The following is a 14711-nucleotide window of genomic DNA, read 5'->3' on the forward strand; positions in this document are numbered from 1 at the left end:
GCTGTCACGGCGCTGTCACGCGCTCGCACGCCTGCCGTCGGCGCGACCTACGGCACCTGCCAGGGCAGCGCGGCCACCCGGCGCCGGATCTCCTCCACGGGCCTCGTCGCGTCCGGGAGGTCCACCCCGTCGACCGAGGCGACGGCGACGATGCCGATCGAGTTGACGAGGAACGCCCCCGCGAAGCGGCCCAGGTCGTCGACGTGCACGGCGGCGGTCCGGGACGGCGTCGTCTCCTCGACCAGGGCGAGTCCGGTGCCGCGCAGGTGCGGGGCGTCGGGCCAGGTCACCTCGCCCGCCGGCCCGAGGAGGCCGACGTTGGCGATCGTCGACTCCGCGACGGCGCCGTCCGGGCCGACGAGCAGCGCGTCGTCGTAGCCCTCGCGCCCCACCTGCCGCGCCCACTGGGCCTGCGCGAAGCCGCCCAGGTGCTTGAGGTGCGCGAACGGGCGCAGGTACGGCACGGAGCGCAGGCGCTGGGGAAGGGCGGGCGGACGGCGGGGGTCGGCCACCTGCACGGCGACGTGGTCCGGGTCGCGCAGCACGACCCGCACGGAGGCGTCGGCCCGCCCCGCGAGCGCGTGCCGCACGAGGCGGCGGACCCGGTCGCCGTCGAGCCCCTGCCCGAAGATCTCGCGGTGCGCGGCGTCGAGCCGCGCGAGGTGGTGGCTCAGTCCCTGCACGCCGCCGCCGCGCACCTGCATGGCGGTGAAGTGGCCGTCGGTGGACACGACCTGCTCGGCCGTCGCGGGGCGGCCGTCGACCTCGATGTGCACGGCGCCACGGTAGCGCGGCGGCCCGGGGACGCCGGGCGTCAGGACCGGGTGCGCAACTGCAGGACGGCGTTCGCGGTGGCCCAGGCGAGGCAGCCGGCGCCCACGAGGTGGAAGCCGACGAGCAGCTCGGGCAGGCCGGTGAAGTACTGCACGTAGCCGATGAGACCCTGCGCCAGGGTGACGGCGAGGAGCAGCCACGCGCCCTTGCGGGCCGCGGCGACGCGCGGGCCGGCGGCCGCGCGGTGCAGCAGCACCAGCAGCACGACGAGCGTGACGAGGAACAGCCACACGGACTCGGAGTGCGCCCGGGTCATGGTCAGCGGGTCGAGCGCCAGCCGGTACCCGACCGTGTCGTCGCCCGAGTGCGGGCCGGAGCCCGTGACGAGCACGCCCAGCGTGACGACCGGGATGAGCAGCAGGCCGAGCAGGGCGCCGACCGTCGCGACGCCGCGGCCCGCGACGCGCTGCGGGGGGCCGTCGCCCTCGCCGTGCCGGTGCAGCAGGTACGCGCTGAACCACACGAGCGCCACGGAGACGCCGAAGTGCAGGGAGACCCAGCCCGGGTGCAGGTGCAGCAGCACCACGATGCCCCCGATGACCGCCTGGGTGAGCACGCCCGCCAGGGGCACGATGCCGAGGGCACGGTAGGACTCCGACCGGCGGCGGTCCGTCCAGACCAGGAGCAGCACCATGACGCCGATGACGCTCAGCACGCCGGTCATGGTCCGGTTGCCGAACTCGACGAACGAGTGGATCGAGGACGCCTCGTGGAACACGGGGGTGAAGTGCCCCGGCTCGCACATGGGCCAGGTGGAGCAGCCGAGCCCGGAGTCGGTGAGCCGCACCGCGCCGCCCGTGCCGATGACGAGGATCTGCCCGATGACGTTCGCCAGCAGCACGCCGCGGGTCCAGGGGCGGAACCGGGCGAGGCGGTCGGGGCGGTCGGTCTGGTCGGGCGTGGCGCCCGCGCCCGCCTCGGGGGCGGGCGCGGCGGGGCTCGGCGAGGTCACGGGTCCACGCTATCCCTCGGTCCGGGCCCCTCGGGCGGCGACGGCCGCCCCGCGATGTGACGTTGGCCCGGTCGGGTCAGCGTCCGGTCACTGCCACCGGAAGAAGCGGGCCGCGGCCCATCCGAGCAGCGCGGTCCAGGCGGCGAGCACCACGAGGGCGAGCGCGGGGACGCCGGTGCCGAGCAGAGCGCCGCGCATCGCCTCGCCGAGCGCCCCCGAGGGCAGGAACGTCGCGAGGTGCTCGAGCGCGCCGGGGAGCTGCTCCGGCGGCACCAGCAGCCCGCCGCCCACGACGAGGAGGACGAGGACGAGGTTGGCGAGCGCCAGCACGCCCTCCGCGCGCAGCGTGCCGGCCAGCAGGAGCGCCAGCGCGGTGAAGCACGCCGTGCCGAGCAGCCCGACGCCCACGGCCGCCAGGATCCCGCCCGCCGCGGGCTGCCAGCCCAGCGCGAGCGCGACCGCGCCGATCACCACGACCTGCACCACCTCGACCGCCAGGACGCCGAGCAGCTTGCCGGCGAGGAGCCCGCCGCGGCCGAGGGGCGTCGTCGCCAGCAGCCGCAGCACGCCGTTACGACGGTCGAACGCGGTGGCGATGGCCTGCGAGGTGAACGCCGTCGAGACGCAGGCGAGCGCGAGGACGCCCGGCGTCACGAAGTCGATGCGGGCCAGGCCGCCGGTGTCGATCTCGACGACGCTGGTCCGCGTCAGGCCGAGGAGCACCATGACCGGGAGCACGATCGTGACGAGCAGCTGCTCCCCGTTGCGCAGCACGGCCCGGGTCTCGAAGCCTGCCTGCGAGAGCACGCGCCGCCAGGCGGGAGCCGCGACGGCGGGGGCAGGGCCGGTGGTGGTGGTCATCGCAGGTGCCGTCCCGTCAGGTCGAGGAAGACGTCCTCGAGCGTGCGCCGGCCCACGGTGAGCCGGCTCGCGAGGACGTCGTGGTCGGCGAGCCACGCGGTGAGGGCGGCCAGGGTGCGCGGCCCGACGGGACCGGCGACGACGTACGAGCCGGGCTGCGGCTCGGTCACCGCCCAGGGCCCCCGCTCGCCGACCGAGCCGGACGACGAGCCGGACGACGAGCCGGACGACGGGTCGAGCGTGGCGTCGAGGGCGCCCACGACGGCGGCCGGGTCCAGCCCCGCGACGGCGTCGAACCGGAGCGTGCGGTCGTCCTGCGCGTCGGGGGAGAGGAGCTCAGGCACGCTGCCGCTCGCGATGACGCGGCCGTGGTCGACGACGTGCACGCGGTCGGCGAGGTCCTCGGCCTCGTCCATGAGGTGCGTCGTGAGGACGACGGCGGTGCCCTCGTCGCGCAGCTCCCGCACGAGGTCCCAGACGGCGTGCCGGCTCTGGGGGTCCATGCCCGCGCTCGGCTCGTCGAGGAAGACCACCTCGGGCCGTCCGACGACCGCCGCCGCGAGGGACAGCCGCTGGCGCTGACCGCCGGACAGCCGACGCACCGTGGTCCGGGCGAACGAGCCGAGGCCGAGGCGCTCGCCGAGCTCTCCGAGGTCCCGCGGCGCCGCGTACATGGAGGCGACGTGGCGCAGGACCTCGCCGGCGCGGGCGCCGGTGGGCAGGCCGCCGTCCTGGAGCATGACGCCGACGCGGGGGCGCAGCGCGCGCGCGTCGGCCACCGGGTCGAGGCCGAGCACGCGCACGGAGCCGCCGTCGGGGTAGCGCAGCCCCTCGCAGCACTCGACGGTCGTGGTCTTGCCCGCGCCGTTCGGGCCGAGCACGGCCGTGACCGCTCCGGCGTCGGCGACGAGGTCCAGGCCTGCGACGACGTCGCGCCCGTCGTAGCGTTTGACCAGGCCCCGCACGCGGACGGCGGCCCCGGCGACGGGGTCGACGGAGCCGGCGCGCAGGTCCTCGGCAGAGTGCGCGGACGGCGTGACGCCGTCCGCGCCCGATGGCGCGATCGAGGTGGGCACCGGAAGATTCTACGGACGTCGCCCGGCCGGGTGGCGCACGCTCGTACGACTCGAGGAGCAGGACGGACATGACCTTCTACGCGTTCACGCCGCCCCAGGACGTCGCCGCGCTGGCGCGGCGGCTCTGGTACTGGCCGGTGGTGCGGGGCGTGCTCGCGCTGCTGTTCGGCCTGCTGGCGATCTTCCTGCCGGACAAGACGCCGACGGTGCTGGTCCAGGTCTTCGGGGTGTTCGTGCTGGTCGACGGCCTGGTGAGCATCGTGGACGGGATCCGCCGGCGCGGGACGTCCGCGGGCTCGGTCAACACGGGCATCGGGATCGTGGCGCTGGTCTTCGGCGCGCTCCTGCTGCTCCTGCCCAAGGTGTTCCTCGGCGTCGTGCTGATCCTCGTGGCCATCTGGGCCCTGATCTTCGGCCTCCTGCAGCTCTTCGTCGTGCCGGCCATGCGGCGGCGCGGCGGGGCGTCGTGGGTGTGGAACCTGCTCGCCGGCCTGCTGCTGGTGGCGCTCGCGGTGGTGTGCTTCGCCAACCCGCCGAAGGCGATCGTGGGCCTGTCGATCGTGATCGGTGTGTTCGCGGTGGTCATCGGGATCGTGATGGTCGCCCTCGGGATCAAGCTGCGCCAGCTCGGCCGGCAGGGGCCCGGCGGGGGCGCGGGCGGCCGCCCGGGCGAGGTCATCGAGGGGCGCATCGTCACCGACGAGTGACGTTCGCGACACCGGGGCTCCTGGGGCCCCCGGTGAGGCTTGCCTTGCTTGACATCCTGGATTACGCAACAAGGATGTTCCCTATATCGACGTCGTTCCCGGTGGTCGAGGTCTGCAGTGGGAGACCCGCCCCCGGGTGGTCCACGAGCCGGATGGGGGGATGAGCGCATGCCGACGAGCACGACCGCCCGCACGCCCGCGCGCCGTGCCCCCGTCGCCCCGGTGATCCTCGACGGCGTCCCCGAGACCGACGGCACCACCCGCCGTCGCGTCCTGGAGCTCGTCGCCGGCGAGGGCCCCGTGACGGCGGGAGAGCTCGCCGACCGTCTCGGCCTCACCTCGGCCGCCGTCCGCCGCCACCTGGCCTGTCTCGAGGAGGACGGCACGATCGCGGTGCACGCCGGACCGTCGTCGGGCCGCAGGGGCCGCCCCGCCCGCCGCTACGTCGTCAGCGCGCGCGGCCAGTCCGACCTCGCCGGCGGGTACTCCGAGCTCGCGGCGCAGGTCATGCGCTACCTGCGCGAGATTGGGGGCACGGACGCGGTCGCGCAGTTCGCCGCCGACCGGTACGACGCCGTCGTCGCGCGGTACGCGCCCCGCCTCACGGCCACCGACCCGCAGGAGCGTGCGGCCCAGCTCGCCGACCTGCTCTCGGCCGACGGCTACGCCGCCTCGGTCCGCCCGGTGAGCGGCCCGCTGCTGCCCACCGTCCAGCTGTGCCAGGGCCACTGCCCGGTGCAGCACGTCGCCGAGGAGTTCGGTGAGCTGTGCGAGGCCGAGGCCCGTGCGTTCTCGGAGCTGCTCGGCACGCACGTCCAGCGACTGGCCACGATCGCGGGCGGCGCGCACGCGTGCGTCACGAACGTGCCGATCGTCTCCACACCGACGTCCCCCCAGAACCTCCCCACCCCGGCCCACCGCACCCGCGGCACGCAGGAAGGAACACGATGAGCGCTCCCACCCAGGACGCCGCCCAGGCGGCTTTGGCACAGGGCACCGAGAAGCGGTCCGATGACGAGATCATCGACTCGATCGGCGCGTACCAGTTCGGCTGGCGCGACAGCGACGCCGCCGGCGAGGCCGCCACGCGCGGTCTGAACGAGGACGTCGTCAAGAACATCTCGGCGCTGAAGGACGAGCCCGAGTGGATGGCGAAGTTCCGTCTCAAGGCGCTGCGGCTGTTCGGGAAGAAGCCGATGCCCAACTGGGGCGCCGACCTCACGGGGATCGACTTCGACCGGATCAAGTACTTCGTGCGCTCCACGGAGAAGCAGGCCGCCAGCTGGGAGGACCTGCCCGAGGACATCAAGGAGACCTACGACAAGCTCGGCATCCCCGAGGCGGAGAAGCAGCGCCTCGTGGCCGGCGTCGCCGCGCAGTACGAGTCCGAGGTCGTCTACCACCAGATCAACGAGGAGCTCGAGAAGCAGGGTGTCATCTTCCTCGACACCGATACCGCGCTGCGCGAGCACCCCGAGCTGTTCCAGGAGTACTTCGGCACCGTCATCCCGGCGGGCGACAACAAGTTCGCCGCGCTGAACTCTGCCGTGTGGTCGGGCGGCTCGTTCGTCTACGTGCCGCCGGGCGTGCACGTCGAGATCCCGCTGCAGGCCTACTTCCGCATCAACACGGAGAACATGGGCCAGTTCGAGCGGACGCTGATCATCGCGGACGAGGGCTCCTACGTGCACTACGTCGAGGGCTGCACCGCGCCGATCTACTCGAGCGACTCGCTGCACTCCGCGGTCGTCGAGATCGTCGTGAAGAAGAACGCCCGCGTGCGGTACACGACCATCCAGAACTGGTCGAACAACGTGTACAACCTGGTGACCAAGCGCGCCACGGCCGCCGAGGGCGCCACCATGGAGTGGGTCGACGGCAACATCGGCTCCAAGGTGACCATGAAGTACCCGGCGATCTACCTGCTGGGCGAGCACGCCCGCGGCGAGACCCTGTCGATCGCCTTCGCGGGCGAGGGCCAGCACCAGGACGCCGGCTGCAAGATGGTGCACGCGGCGCCCCGCACGTCGTCGTCGATCGTGTCGAAGTCCGTCGCCCGTGGCGGCGGCCGCACGTCGTACCGCGGCCTGGTGCAGGTGCTCGAGGGTGCCAAGCACTCCGCGTCGACCGTGCTGTGCGACGCGCTGCTCGTCGACCAGATCTCCCGGTCCGACACCTACCCGTACGTCGACGTCCGCGAGGACGACGTGTCCATGGGGCACGAGGCGACGGTCTCGCGGGTGAGCGAGGACCAGCTGTTCTACCTCATGTCCCGAGGCATGGAGGAGACCGAGGCGATGGCCATGATCGTGCGCGGGTTCGTCGAGCCCATCGCGCGCGAGCTGCCCATGGAGTACGCGCTCGAGCTCAACCGCCTCATCGAGCTGCAGATGGAAGGGTCCGTCGGCTGATGGCCATCACTACCGATCACTCCCGCGCCGTGGCCGACGGCGCCCACTCCCACGGGGTCGTCCCAGCGGGCTCGCGCGCCGAGCGCAAGACGTCGTTCGACCTCGCCGACATCCCCGTGCCCACCGGGCGCGAGGAGGAGTGGCGGTTCTCGCCGGTCGCGCGGCTCCAGCCGCTGTTCGACGACGACCTCGGCGCCGGCGGCGTCCTCACGGGCGTCGTCGAGACGCCGGAGGCCAAGGTCGAGATCGTCGGCAAGGACGACCCGCGCCTGGGCACGGCCGGCAAGCCGGGCGACCGTACCGCCGTCACCGCGTGGAACGCCGCGACCGAGGCGACCGTCATCACCCTGCCCGCGGAGGCCGTCGCCACCGACGTCACCTCCGTGCGGGTCGAGGGCGCGACCAAGGACGCGACCGCGCAGCACCTGCTGGTGCACGCGGAGCACCACGCCGAGGGCGTCGTCGTCATCGACCACCGCGGCGAGGCCGTCCTCAACCAGACGGTCGAGATCGTCGTGGACGAGGGCGCTCACCTCACCGTCGTCAGCGTGCAGGACTGGGCCGACGGCGCCGTGCACGCCTCGAGCCACCGTGCCCGCATCGGCCGCGACGCGAAGCTCAAGCACGTCGTCGTCACGTTCGGCGGCGACGTCGTGCGCATCACGCCCGACGCAACGTTCACCGGCGAGGGCGGCGAGGTCGAGATGGTCGGCCTGTACTTCGCCGACGCCGAGCAGCACCAGGAGCACCGCCTCTTCGTGGACCACGCCGTGCCGCGCTGCAAGTCGCGCGTCACCTACAAGGGCGCCCTCCAGGGCGCCGGCGCCCACGTGGTGTGGGTCGGGGACGTGCTGATCCAGGCCGAGGCCGAGGGCACCGACACGTACGAGCTCAACCGCAACCTGGTCCTCACCGACGGCGCCCGCGCCGACTCGGTGCCCAACCTGGAGATCGAGACCGGCGAGATCGAGGGCGCGGGGCACGCGTCGGCGACCGGCCGGTTCGACGACGAGCAGCTCTTCTACCTCATGGCCCGTGGCATCCCCGAGGTCGACGCCCGTCGCCTCGTGGTGCGCGGCTTCTTCGCGGAGCTGATCGACCAGATCGGCGTCCCGTCGGTCGAGGAGCGCCTGCTCGCGTCGATCGAGGCCGAGCTGGAGAAGTCGATGAGCGCCATCACCGGCGTCGCGGCGACGCCGGCGACGGGCGAGTGACGTCCCGATGACCTCCCAGCTGGCCTGCATGGCCGACGACCTCGCCCCCGAGGAGGCCATGCTCGTGGAGCTCGACGGCGCGGACGGGGCCCCGGTCCCGGTCGCCGTCGTCCGCGACGCCGACGGCGACTGGCACGCTCTCTCCGACATCTGCTCGCACGGACAGGTCTCCCTGTCCGACGGGGAGGTCGAGGGCTGCCTGGTCGAGTGCTGGCTGCACGGCTCGCAGTTCGACCTGCGCACCGGCAAGCCGGTCCAGCTCCCCGCGACGCAGCCCGTGCCGGTGTATCCGGTGACCGTGGACGGCGACCGCATCCTCGTGGACGTCGACGAGCGGCTCGCCGTCGCGTCCTGACCTGCCTCAGACTTTCGCAACACAGACCTGGAGACACGAAGCATGCCCACCCTGGAGATCCGCGACCTGCACGTCAGCGTCGAGACCAAGGAAGGCGCCAAGCCGATCCTGCGCGGCGTCGACCTCACCATCAACTCGGGCGAGACGCACGCCATCATGGGGCCGAACGGCTCCGGCAAGTCGACCCTCGCCTCCGCCCTCGCCGGCCACCCGAAGTACACGGTGACCTCGGGCACGGTCACGCTCGACGGCGAGGACCTCCTCGCGATGACCGTCGACGAGCGCGCCCGCGCCGGCCTGTTCCTCGCCATGCAGTACCCGGTCGAGGTGCCGGGCGTGTCGGTGGCGAACTTCCTGCGCACCGCCAAGACCGCCATCGACGGCGAGGCGCCCGCCCTGCGCACGTGGGGCAAGGAGGTCAAGGGTGCGATGGAGAACCTCCGCATCGACTCGACCTTCGCCGAGCGCTCCGTCAACGAGGGCTTCTCCGGCGGTGAGAAGAAGCGCCACGAGATCCTGCAGATGGAGCTCTTCAAGCCGCACTTCGCGATCCTCGACGAGACCGACTCCGGCCTCGACGTCGACGCGCTGCGCGTCGTGTCGGAGGGCGTGAACCGCGCCAAGTCGAACACCGACGTCGGCGTCCTGCTCATCACGCACTACACGCGCATCCTGCGCTACATCAAGCCGGACTTCGTGCACGTCTTCGTCGACGGCAAGATCGCCGAGGAGGGCGGCCCCGAGCTCGCGGAGCAGCTCGAGGAGAACGGCTACGACAAGTACGTCGGCACCGGCGCGACGATGGCCTGACCTCCTCGTCGAGAGGATTCGACCAGGAGCCGTCACCAGGAGGACAGCATGACCACCACCGACACCGTGCGCCCGTCGCTCACCGCGGCGGAGCTCGCCGCCGTGCGCGCGGACTTCCCGCTGCTCGGGCGCACGGTGCGGGGTGGCCGGCCGCTCGTCTACCTGGACTCCGCCGCGACGTCGCAGAAGCCGAACGTCGTGCTCGAGGCCGAGGTCGACTTCTACGAGCAGCGCAACGCGGCCGTGCACCGGGGCGCGCACCAGCTCGCGGAGGAGGCGACCGAGGCGTTCGAGGACGCCCGGTCGGCCGTCGCCGCCTTCGTCGGTGCGGACACCGACGAGATCGTCTGGGCGTCCGGCGCGACGGCGGCGCTCAACCTCGTCGCCTACGCGTTCTCGAACGCGACGGCCGGGCGCGGGGGCGCCGCCGCCGAGCGGTTCCGGCTCGCCCCGGGCGACGAGATCGTCGTCACCGAGGCGGAGCACCACGCCAACCTCGTGCCGTGGCAGGAGCTGTGCGCCCGCACGGGCGCCGTCCTGCGCTGGTTCGGGGTCGACGACGACGGGCGGATCGACCTGTCCGACGTCGCGAGCGTGATCACCGGGCGCACCCGTGTGGTGGCGTTCGGCCACGTGTCGAACGTGACCGGCGCGATCGCCCCCGTGGCCGAGCTGGTCGCCGCCGCCAAGAAGGTCGGGGCGCTCACGGTGCTCGACGCGTGCCAGTCCGTGCCGCACCTGCCCGTGGACCTGCACGCCCTGGACGTCGACCTCGCGGCGTTCAGCGCGCACAAGATGCTCGGCCCCACCGGCGTCGGTGCGCTGTACGGGCGCCGGGAGCTGCTCGAGGCCATGCCCCCGGTGACCACCGGCGGGTCGATGGTCGAGGTCGTCACCATGGCCGAGACCACCTACGCCCCGCCGCCGCAGCGGTTCGAGGCGGGCACGCAGATGGTCGCCCAGGCCGTCGGCATGGGCGTGGCCGCGCAGTGGCTGGACGAGCTCGGCATGGACCGTGTCGCCGAGCACGAGCGCGAGCTCGCGGCCGAGCTGGTGCGCATCGGCGAGATCCCGGGCGTGCGGATCGTCGGGCCGGCCGACGCGCGCGACCGTCTCGCCGTCGTGTCGTTCGTCGTCGACGGCGTGCACGCGCACGACGTCGGGCAGGTGCTCGACGACAAGGGCATCGCCGTCCGCGTCGGGCACCACTGCGCGCAGCCGCTGCACCGCCGGTTCGGTGTGGCCGCGACGGCGCGCGCGTCGGCCTCCGTGTACACCACGGCCGAGGAGATCGCCGCGTTCCGGGAAGCATTGGCGGGCGTGCGCGCGTTCTTCGGTGTGGACTGACGTAGGCGGAGAGGACAGCAGTGAGCTCGCTCGAGCAGATGTACCAGCAGGTGATCCTGGACCACGCGAAGCGCCCGCACGGGCGGGGTCTCGTGGACGCGCCCGCCGACCACCGGTCGGGGCAGTCGCACCAGGTGAACCCGACCTGCGGCGACGAGATCACGCTGCGCGTGGACGTCGACGGCTCCACCGTGTCGGGCGTGTCCTGGGAGGGACAGGGCTGCTCCATCTCGCAGGCGTCCGCCTCCGTGATGACCGAGCTCGTCACCGGGCACGACCTGGCCGACGTCGCGCGCCTGGACGCCGTCTTCCACGACCTCATGGCCTCGCGGGGCAAGGGCCTGGACGACGAGGACGCCCTGGACGCCCTCGGCGACGCGAGCGCGTTCACCGGCGTCTCGCAGTACCCCGCCCGCATCAAGTGCGCGCTGCTCGGCTGGGCAGCGCTCAAGGATTCGCTGGCGCGCAGCGGCGCGCTGGGCTGAAGCCGACCTGAACCTGAGAGGACACGATGACCGAGAACACGACCGACGCGGCCGCCCCGCCCGTCGCCGAGCCGGCCGCGGCCCCCACGCCCACCACGGCGGCGGACGTCGAGGAGGCCCTGCGCGACGTCATCGACCCCGAGCTGGGCATCAACGTCGTCGACCTGGGGCTCGTCTACGGCATCCAGGTGGACCAGAACAACATGTCCACGATCGACATGACGCTCACGTCGGCGGCCTGCCCGCTCACGGACGTCATCGAGGACCAGGCCGGCACCGCGCTCGAGGGGCTGGTCGACGGCTTCCGGATCAACTGGGTCTGGATGCCGCCGTGGGGACCGGAGAAGATCACCGACGAGGGCCGCGAGCAGCTGCGGATGCTGGGCTTCAACGTCTGAGAGAGAGTCGGCGACGTCGGATCGAAGGTCTCGTCCCTGTCGGGGCGAGGCCTTCGTCGTCCTCCCGGGGTCGCGACATCGGCTCGACCGGTCGTGACGGGCGGCACCGCGGGCCGGGCTCGCCCGGGGTCAGACGGTGAAGCCGGCGGGGAAGGGGTCCGTCGGATCGAGCACGAACCGCGCCGAGCCGGTCACCCAGGCCCGGCCGGTGATGGCCGGCACGATCGCCGGGTAGCCGGCGACGGTCGTCTCCTCGACGACGCGGCCGGTGAACTCGGTGCCGATGAACGACTCGTTGACGAAGGCCTGGCCGCGCTGGAGCCGCCCGCGGGCGTGGTGCACGGCCATCAGGGCGCTCGTCCCGGTGCCGCCGGGGGACCGGTCGAGCCAGCCTGGGTGGTTGATCAGCGCGTGGCGGGCGCGCGCCGCGTCGGATCCCGGAGCCAGGAACACGGTGTGCTCGCAGCCGGAGTAGCCCGTCTCCGGGTGCACGGGTCGGGCCTGGTCGTTCACGGCAGCCATGACGGCGCGACCGGCGACGATCAGCTCGTCGACGCGGTCCCGCGCGAACGGGATGCCGAGCGACTCGGCGTCGACGAAGGCGTAGTAGTTGCCTCCGAACGCGATGTCGCACAGGACCTCGCCGTACCCCGGGACGTCGAGACGCCGGTCGAGCTCGTGGGCGTACGACGGCACGTTGACGATCGTGACGTCCTCGGCACGTCCGTCGCGCACCCGCACCTCGGCGGTGATCAGACCGATGGGGGCGTCCAGCCGGATCGTCGTGACAGGTTCGACGACGGGCACCATCCCGGTCTCGACGAGCACGGTCGCCACGGCGATCGTTCCCGCCCCGCACATCGGCAGCACTCCCGTGACCTCGATGAACAGCACGCCCCAGTCCGCGTCGGGGCGGGTGGGCGGCTGCAGGACCGCCCCGGACATCCAGCCGTGGCCGCGTGGTTCGCACATCAGGTAGGTGCGCAGCTCGTCCGAGTTCTCGATGAACCACCGACGCCGCTCGGCCATGTCGGCGCCCGGGAACGCCTCGACCCCGCCGGTGACCACGCGCACCGGGAGACCCTCGGTGTGCGCCTCGACGGTCTCGATCGTCCGGTCGGTCCTCATCGTGCCCACTCCTCGAGCTCGTCACGTACCGCCGCGGGCAGCCGCACGGTGGCGGGCTCGGGCTTGCGTCGACCGAAGTCGGCGCCGTGCTCCGCCGCGAGCCGGCGGTGGTGCGCCTCGGCGCGCTCCACGAAACCAGGATCGAAGGCGGACGGGTCGAGCAGCAGGAGGAAGAGCCCGACCGCCGGCGAGACGCTGCCGCGGTCGAACGGCGCCGCATCGACGGAGAACGCGCCACCCGAGAGCGTCGCGAGCATCTCGACCATGACGGCGACGTTCGCGCCCTTGACCCCGCCGAACGGCAGGAGTGCGCCGGCCAGCGCGGCGGAGGCGTCGTCGGTCGGCGCGCCGTCCGGCCCGAGGGCCCACCCGGCGGGGATCGGGTCGCCGCGCTCGGCGGCCTGTCGCACCGAGACCCAGGCGGTCTCGCTCGCCGCCTGGTCGAACGCCCGAGGCCCGTCGGGGTGCGGCAGCGCGAACGCCAGCGGGTTGGTGCCCGTGATCGGCACGTGGGAGCCGTAGGCCGCCAGCAGCGCCGGCGAGTTCGTGGCGGCGAGGGCGACGAATCCCGCTCGCGCCGCCGCCAACGCGTAGTGGGCGAGCTCGCCCGCCGGGAAGCAGTTCCGGATGCTCAGGGCGGCGACACCGGCCTCGCGTGCCCCGTCGAGCACCGTGGGGAGCGCGCGGGCGAACGCGACCTGGGCCGCGCCGCGATCGGCGTCGGCCACGACGATCGACGTACGCCGCCGCTCGACCACGGGGCTCGGATCGCCGTGGAGGCGGCCGTCCGAGATCGCGCGGAGGAAGTCCAACAGGTGCGCGACGCCGACGGCCGGCCTGCCGCGGAACTCGGCGGCGACGACCGCCTCGGCGAGCGCACGCGCCGTGTCGGACGAACCACCCGCCCCGCGGACGGCCCTCTCGCACAGGTCGACGAGCGCGTCCCGCTCGATGCTCCGGTCAGCTGCGGCGGCCGTCGCGGATGCCGCGACAGGGATTTCGTCGTGATTCATACGCGGCCCACCGTATCCGGCACCGCGGCCTCACTGCGCCACGGTGCGCCATTTCAGCGCAGCACGAACCCGGGGGTCAGCGTGTCGTCCGGGTCGACCTCGAACACGGACGTGGCGACGTGGTGCGCGGTGCCGGTGACGACCGGGACGACGGCGTCGCGGCCCTCGTCGGTCACGCGCTCCAGGACCCGGGCGCGGAACCGGGTGCCGACGATCGAGTCGTGGACGAGCACCTGTCCGTCGCCCAGCCGTCCCGTGGCGGCGAGGACGGCGACCCGCGCCGCCGTGCCGGACCCGCAGGGGGAGCGGTCGACCTGGCCGTCGGCGAAGATCGTCACGTTCCGCTGGTGCGGGCCCCCGTCGGGCGACGTGCCGAGGTCGTCGACGACGATGGTCCCGTACAGGCCGCTCAGCCGCGGGTCGGTCGGGTGCTCGAGGCGGGCGTCGCCCGCGAGGGCGGCCTTGACCTCGCGGCCGAGGGCGATGAGCTCGCCCAGGTTCTCGGGCGTCACCGTGAGGCCGGCGCTCGCGGCGTCGACGCACGCGTACAGCGCGCCGCCCCAGGCGAGATCGGCGCGGATCTCGCCGCGGCTCGTCGCCACCGGCACCCCGGCGTCGACCAGCGCGCTCGGCACGTTCACGAAGTCGACCTCGCGCACCCGGCCGTCGTCACCGGTGCGCACGCGGGCGGTCACCCGCCCGGACGGCACGTCGATCACCACGTCGGTGACCCCGGACGGGTCGGCGGGCACCAGGCCGGAGCGCACGGCCCATGCCCCGAGCGCGATCGTGCCGTGACCGCACGCGGTGGAGAACCCGTCCTTGTGCCAGAACAGGACGCCGAGGTGCGCGCCGTCGTCGTCCGGCGGGGTGACGAAGCCTCCGTACATGTCGGCGTGACCGCGCGGCTCGAAGCACAGCAGGCGGCGCAGCCCGTCGACGTCCGGGTCGTCGATCGCACGCTGACGCCGCTCGGCGACGGTCGCGCCGGGGATCGGCACGGGAGGCGCCGGCACGATGCGGAACGGCTCGCCCGCCGTGTGGTAGTCGATCGTCCGCACCGGCCCCAAGATCCGAGGCCGTCCGTCGGTGGCGGCGGCACCGCTCTGGTCGGTCATGC

At 73.3% G+C, this 14711-nt stretch carries 16 protein-coding genes; 9 read left to right on the plus strand and 7 right to left on the minus strand.

All coding sequences use genetic code 11. From position 1 onward, the window contains the following. Window positions 1-47: 47 nt before the first annotated feature. The 4 genes from ACFQ8Y_RS16820 to ACFQ8Y_RS16835 form a co-directional block, all read right to left on the minus strand. Window positions 48-776 (minus strand): aminotransferase class IV, encoded by a 729-nt coding sequence (locus ACFQ8Y_RS16820; protein WP_430586209.1) that lies wholly within the window; start codon window positions 774-776, stop codon window positions 48-50. A gap of 38 nt (window positions 777-814) precedes the next feature. Beyond that, a complete protein-coding gene (locus tag ACFQ8Y_RS16825; protein WP_430586210.1) occupies window positions 815-1786 on the minus strand; it encodes a heme A synthase in 972 nt (323 codons plus the stop codon). An 87-nt stretch (window positions 1787-1873) separates the two neighbouring features. Continuing rightward, on the minus strand, window positions 1874-2647 hold the full coding sequence (locus tag ACFQ8Y_RS16830; protein WP_430562986.1) for an ABC transporter permease: 774 nt from the start codon (window positions 2645-2647) through the stop codon (window positions 1874-1876). Next, window positions 2644-3657 (minus strand): ABC transporter ATP-binding protein, encoded by a 1014-nt coding sequence (locus ACFQ8Y_RS16835; RefSeq protein ID WP_430586247.1) that lies wholly within the window; start codon window positions 3655-3657, stop codon window positions 2644-2646. Before ACFQ8Y_RS16835 ends, ACFQ8Y_RS16830 begins: the two co-directional genes overlap by 4 nt. A 134-nt stretch (window positions 3658-3791) precedes the next feature. Between ACFQ8Y_RS16835 and ACFQ8Y_RS16840 the strand changes: the two genes are divergently transcribed. From ACFQ8Y_RS16840 to ACFQ8Y_RS16880, 9 genes are all read left to right on the plus strand, one after another. After that, a complete protein-coding gene (locus ACFQ8Y_RS16840) occupies window positions 3792-4430 on the plus strand; it encodes an HdeD family acid-resistance protein (protein WP_430562987.1) in 639 nt (212 codons plus the stop codon). A 168-nt stretch (window positions 4431-4598) separates the two neighbouring features. Then, on the plus strand, window positions 4599-5381 hold the full coding sequence (locus ACFQ8Y_RS16845; RefSeq protein WP_430551731.1) for a helix-turn-helix transcriptional regulator: 783 nt from the start codon (window positions 4599-4601) through the stop codon (window positions 5379-5381). Further along, the gene (sufB, locus tag ACFQ8Y_RS16850) at window positions 5378-6841 is read left to right on the plus strand and encodes a Fe-S cluster assembly protein SufB (protein ID WP_416343677.1); all 1464 of its coding nucleotides are present in this window, start codon (window positions 5378-5380) and stop codon (window positions 6839-6841) included. The genes ACFQ8Y_RS16845 and sufB overlap by 4 nt, the downstream gene beginning before the upstream one ends. Continuing rightward, window positions 6841-8055, plus strand: coding sequence for a Fe-S cluster assembly protein SufD (sufD, locus tag ACFQ8Y_RS16855; protein WP_430586211.1), 1215 nt, complete (start codon window positions 6841-6843; stop codon window positions 8053-8055). Before sufB ends, sufD begins: the two co-directional genes overlap by 1 nt. Window positions 8056-8062: 7 nt before the next feature. Beyond that, window positions 8063-8410 (plus strand): non-heme iron oxygenase ferredoxin subunit, encoded by a 348-nt coding sequence (locus tag ACFQ8Y_RS16860; protein WP_430551733.1) that lies wholly within the window; start codon window positions 8063-8065, stop codon window positions 8408-8410. A 42-nt stretch (window positions 8411-8452) separates the two neighbouring features. Further along, a complete protein-coding gene (gene sufC, locus ACFQ8Y_RS16865; protein ID WP_429767169.1) occupies window positions 8453-9220 on the plus strand; it encodes a Fe-S cluster assembly ATPase SufC in 768 nt (255 codons plus the stop codon). A gap of 48 nt (window positions 9221-9268) precedes the next feature. Continuing rightward, complete coding sequence (locus ACFQ8Y_RS16870) at window positions 9269-10567, plus strand: cysteine desulfurase (protein WP_430562989.1); 1299 nt, start codon at window positions 9269-9271, stop codon at window positions 10565-10567. A 20-nt stretch (window positions 10568-10587) separates the two neighbouring features. Beyond that, entirely contained in the window at window positions 10588-11052 is a 465-nt protein-coding gene (sufU, locus tag ACFQ8Y_RS16875) for a Fe-S cluster assembly sulfur transfer protein SufU (protein WP_430551735.1), read from the plus strand. Window positions 11053-11078: 26 nt separating this feature from the next. Next, entirely contained in the window at window positions 11079-11450 is a 372-nt protein-coding gene (locus ACFQ8Y_RS16880) for a metal-sulfur cluster assembly factor (protein ID WP_430551736.1), read from the plus strand. 129 nt (window positions 11451-11579) lie between these two features. On the opposite strand, the gene ACFQ8Y_RS16885 is transcribed toward ACFQ8Y_RS16880, so the two are convergent. The 3 genes from ACFQ8Y_RS16885 to ACFQ8Y_RS16895 are packed head-to-tail and all read right to left on the minus strand — an operon-like array spanning window position 11580 to window position 14709. Continuing rightward, window positions 11580-12578, minus strand: coding sequence for a proline racemase family protein (locus ACFQ8Y_RS16885; RefSeq protein WP_430551737.1), 999 nt, complete (start codon window positions 12576-12578; stop codon window positions 11580-11582). Beyond that, window positions 12575-13591: an Ldh family oxidoreductase gene (locus ACFQ8Y_RS16890; RefSeq protein WP_430586212.1), complete on the minus strand. Its 1017-nt coding sequence runs from the start codon at window positions 13589-13591 to the stop codon at window positions 12575-12577. Before ACFQ8Y_RS16890 ends, ACFQ8Y_RS16885 begins: the two co-directional genes overlap by 4 nt. Window positions 13592-13644: 53 nt before the next feature. Then, window positions 13645-14709, minus strand: a complete 1065-nt coding sequence (locus tag ACFQ8Y_RS16895) for a proline racemase family protein (protein ID WP_430586213.1) — start codon at window positions 14707-14709, stop codon at window positions 13645-13647. Window positions 14710-14711: the final 2 nt, after the last annotated feature.

The organism is Isoptericola sp. NPDC056605 (assembly GCF_042792795.1).
Classification (GTDB): Bacteria; Actinomycetota; Actinomycetes; order Actinomycetales; family Cellulomonadaceae; genus Isoptericola.

What these genes read in the sequence shown, in the direction of transcription:
- ACFQ8Y_RS16830 (WP_430562986.1), bottom strand. Translation starts at nt 2,647, where the DNA reads ATGACCACCACCACCGGCCCTGCCCCCGCCGTCGCGGCTCCCGCCTGG.
- ACFQ8Y_RS16860 (WP_430551733.1), top strand. Translation starts at nt 8,063, where the DNA reads ATGACCTCCCAGCTGGCCTGCATGGCCGACGACCTCGCCCCCGAGGAG.
- ACFQ8Y_RS16880 (WP_430551736.1), top strand. Translation starts at nt 11,079, where the DNA reads ATGACCGAGAACACGACCGACGCGGCCGCCCCGCCCGTCGCCGAGCCG.
- ACFQ8Y_RS16895 (WP_430586213.1), bottom strand. Translation starts at nt 14,709, where the DNA reads ATGACCGACCAGAGCGGTGCCGCCGCCACCGACGGACGGCCTCGGATC.
- sufC (WP_429767169.1), top strand. Translation starts at nt 8,453, where the DNA reads ATGCCCACCCTGGAGATCCGCGACCTGCACGTCAGCGTCGAGACCAAG.
- ACFQ8Y_RS16870 (WP_430562989.1), top strand. Translation starts at nt 9,269, where the DNA reads ATGACCACCACCGACACCGTGCGCCCGTCGCTCACCGCGGCGGAGCTC.
- ACFQ8Y_RS16890 (WP_430586212.1), bottom strand. Translation starts at nt 13,591, where the DNA reads ATGAATCACGACGAAATCCCTGTCGCGGCATCCGCGACGGCCGCCGCA.
- ACFQ8Y_RS16885 (WP_430551737.1), bottom strand. Translation starts at nt 12,578, where the DNA reads ATGAGGACCGACCGGACGATCGAGACCGTCGAGGCGCACACCGAGGGT.
- sufD (WP_430586211.1), top strand. Translation starts at nt 6,841, where the DNA reads ATGGCCATCACTACCGATCACTCCCGCGCCGTGGCCGACGGCGCCCAC.
- sufB (WP_416343677.1), top strand. Translation starts at nt 5,378, where the DNA reads ATGAGCGCTCCCACCCAGGACGCCGCCCAGGCGGCTTTGGCACAGGGC.
- ACFQ8Y_RS16845 (WP_430551731.1), top strand. Translation starts at nt 4,599, where the DNA reads ATGCCGACGAGCACGACCGCCCGCACGCCCGCGCGCCGTGCCCCCGTC.
- ACFQ8Y_RS16840 (WP_430562987.1), top strand. Translation starts at nt 3,792, where the DNA reads ATGACCTTCTACGCGTTCACGCCGCCCCAGGACGTCGCCGCGCTGGCG.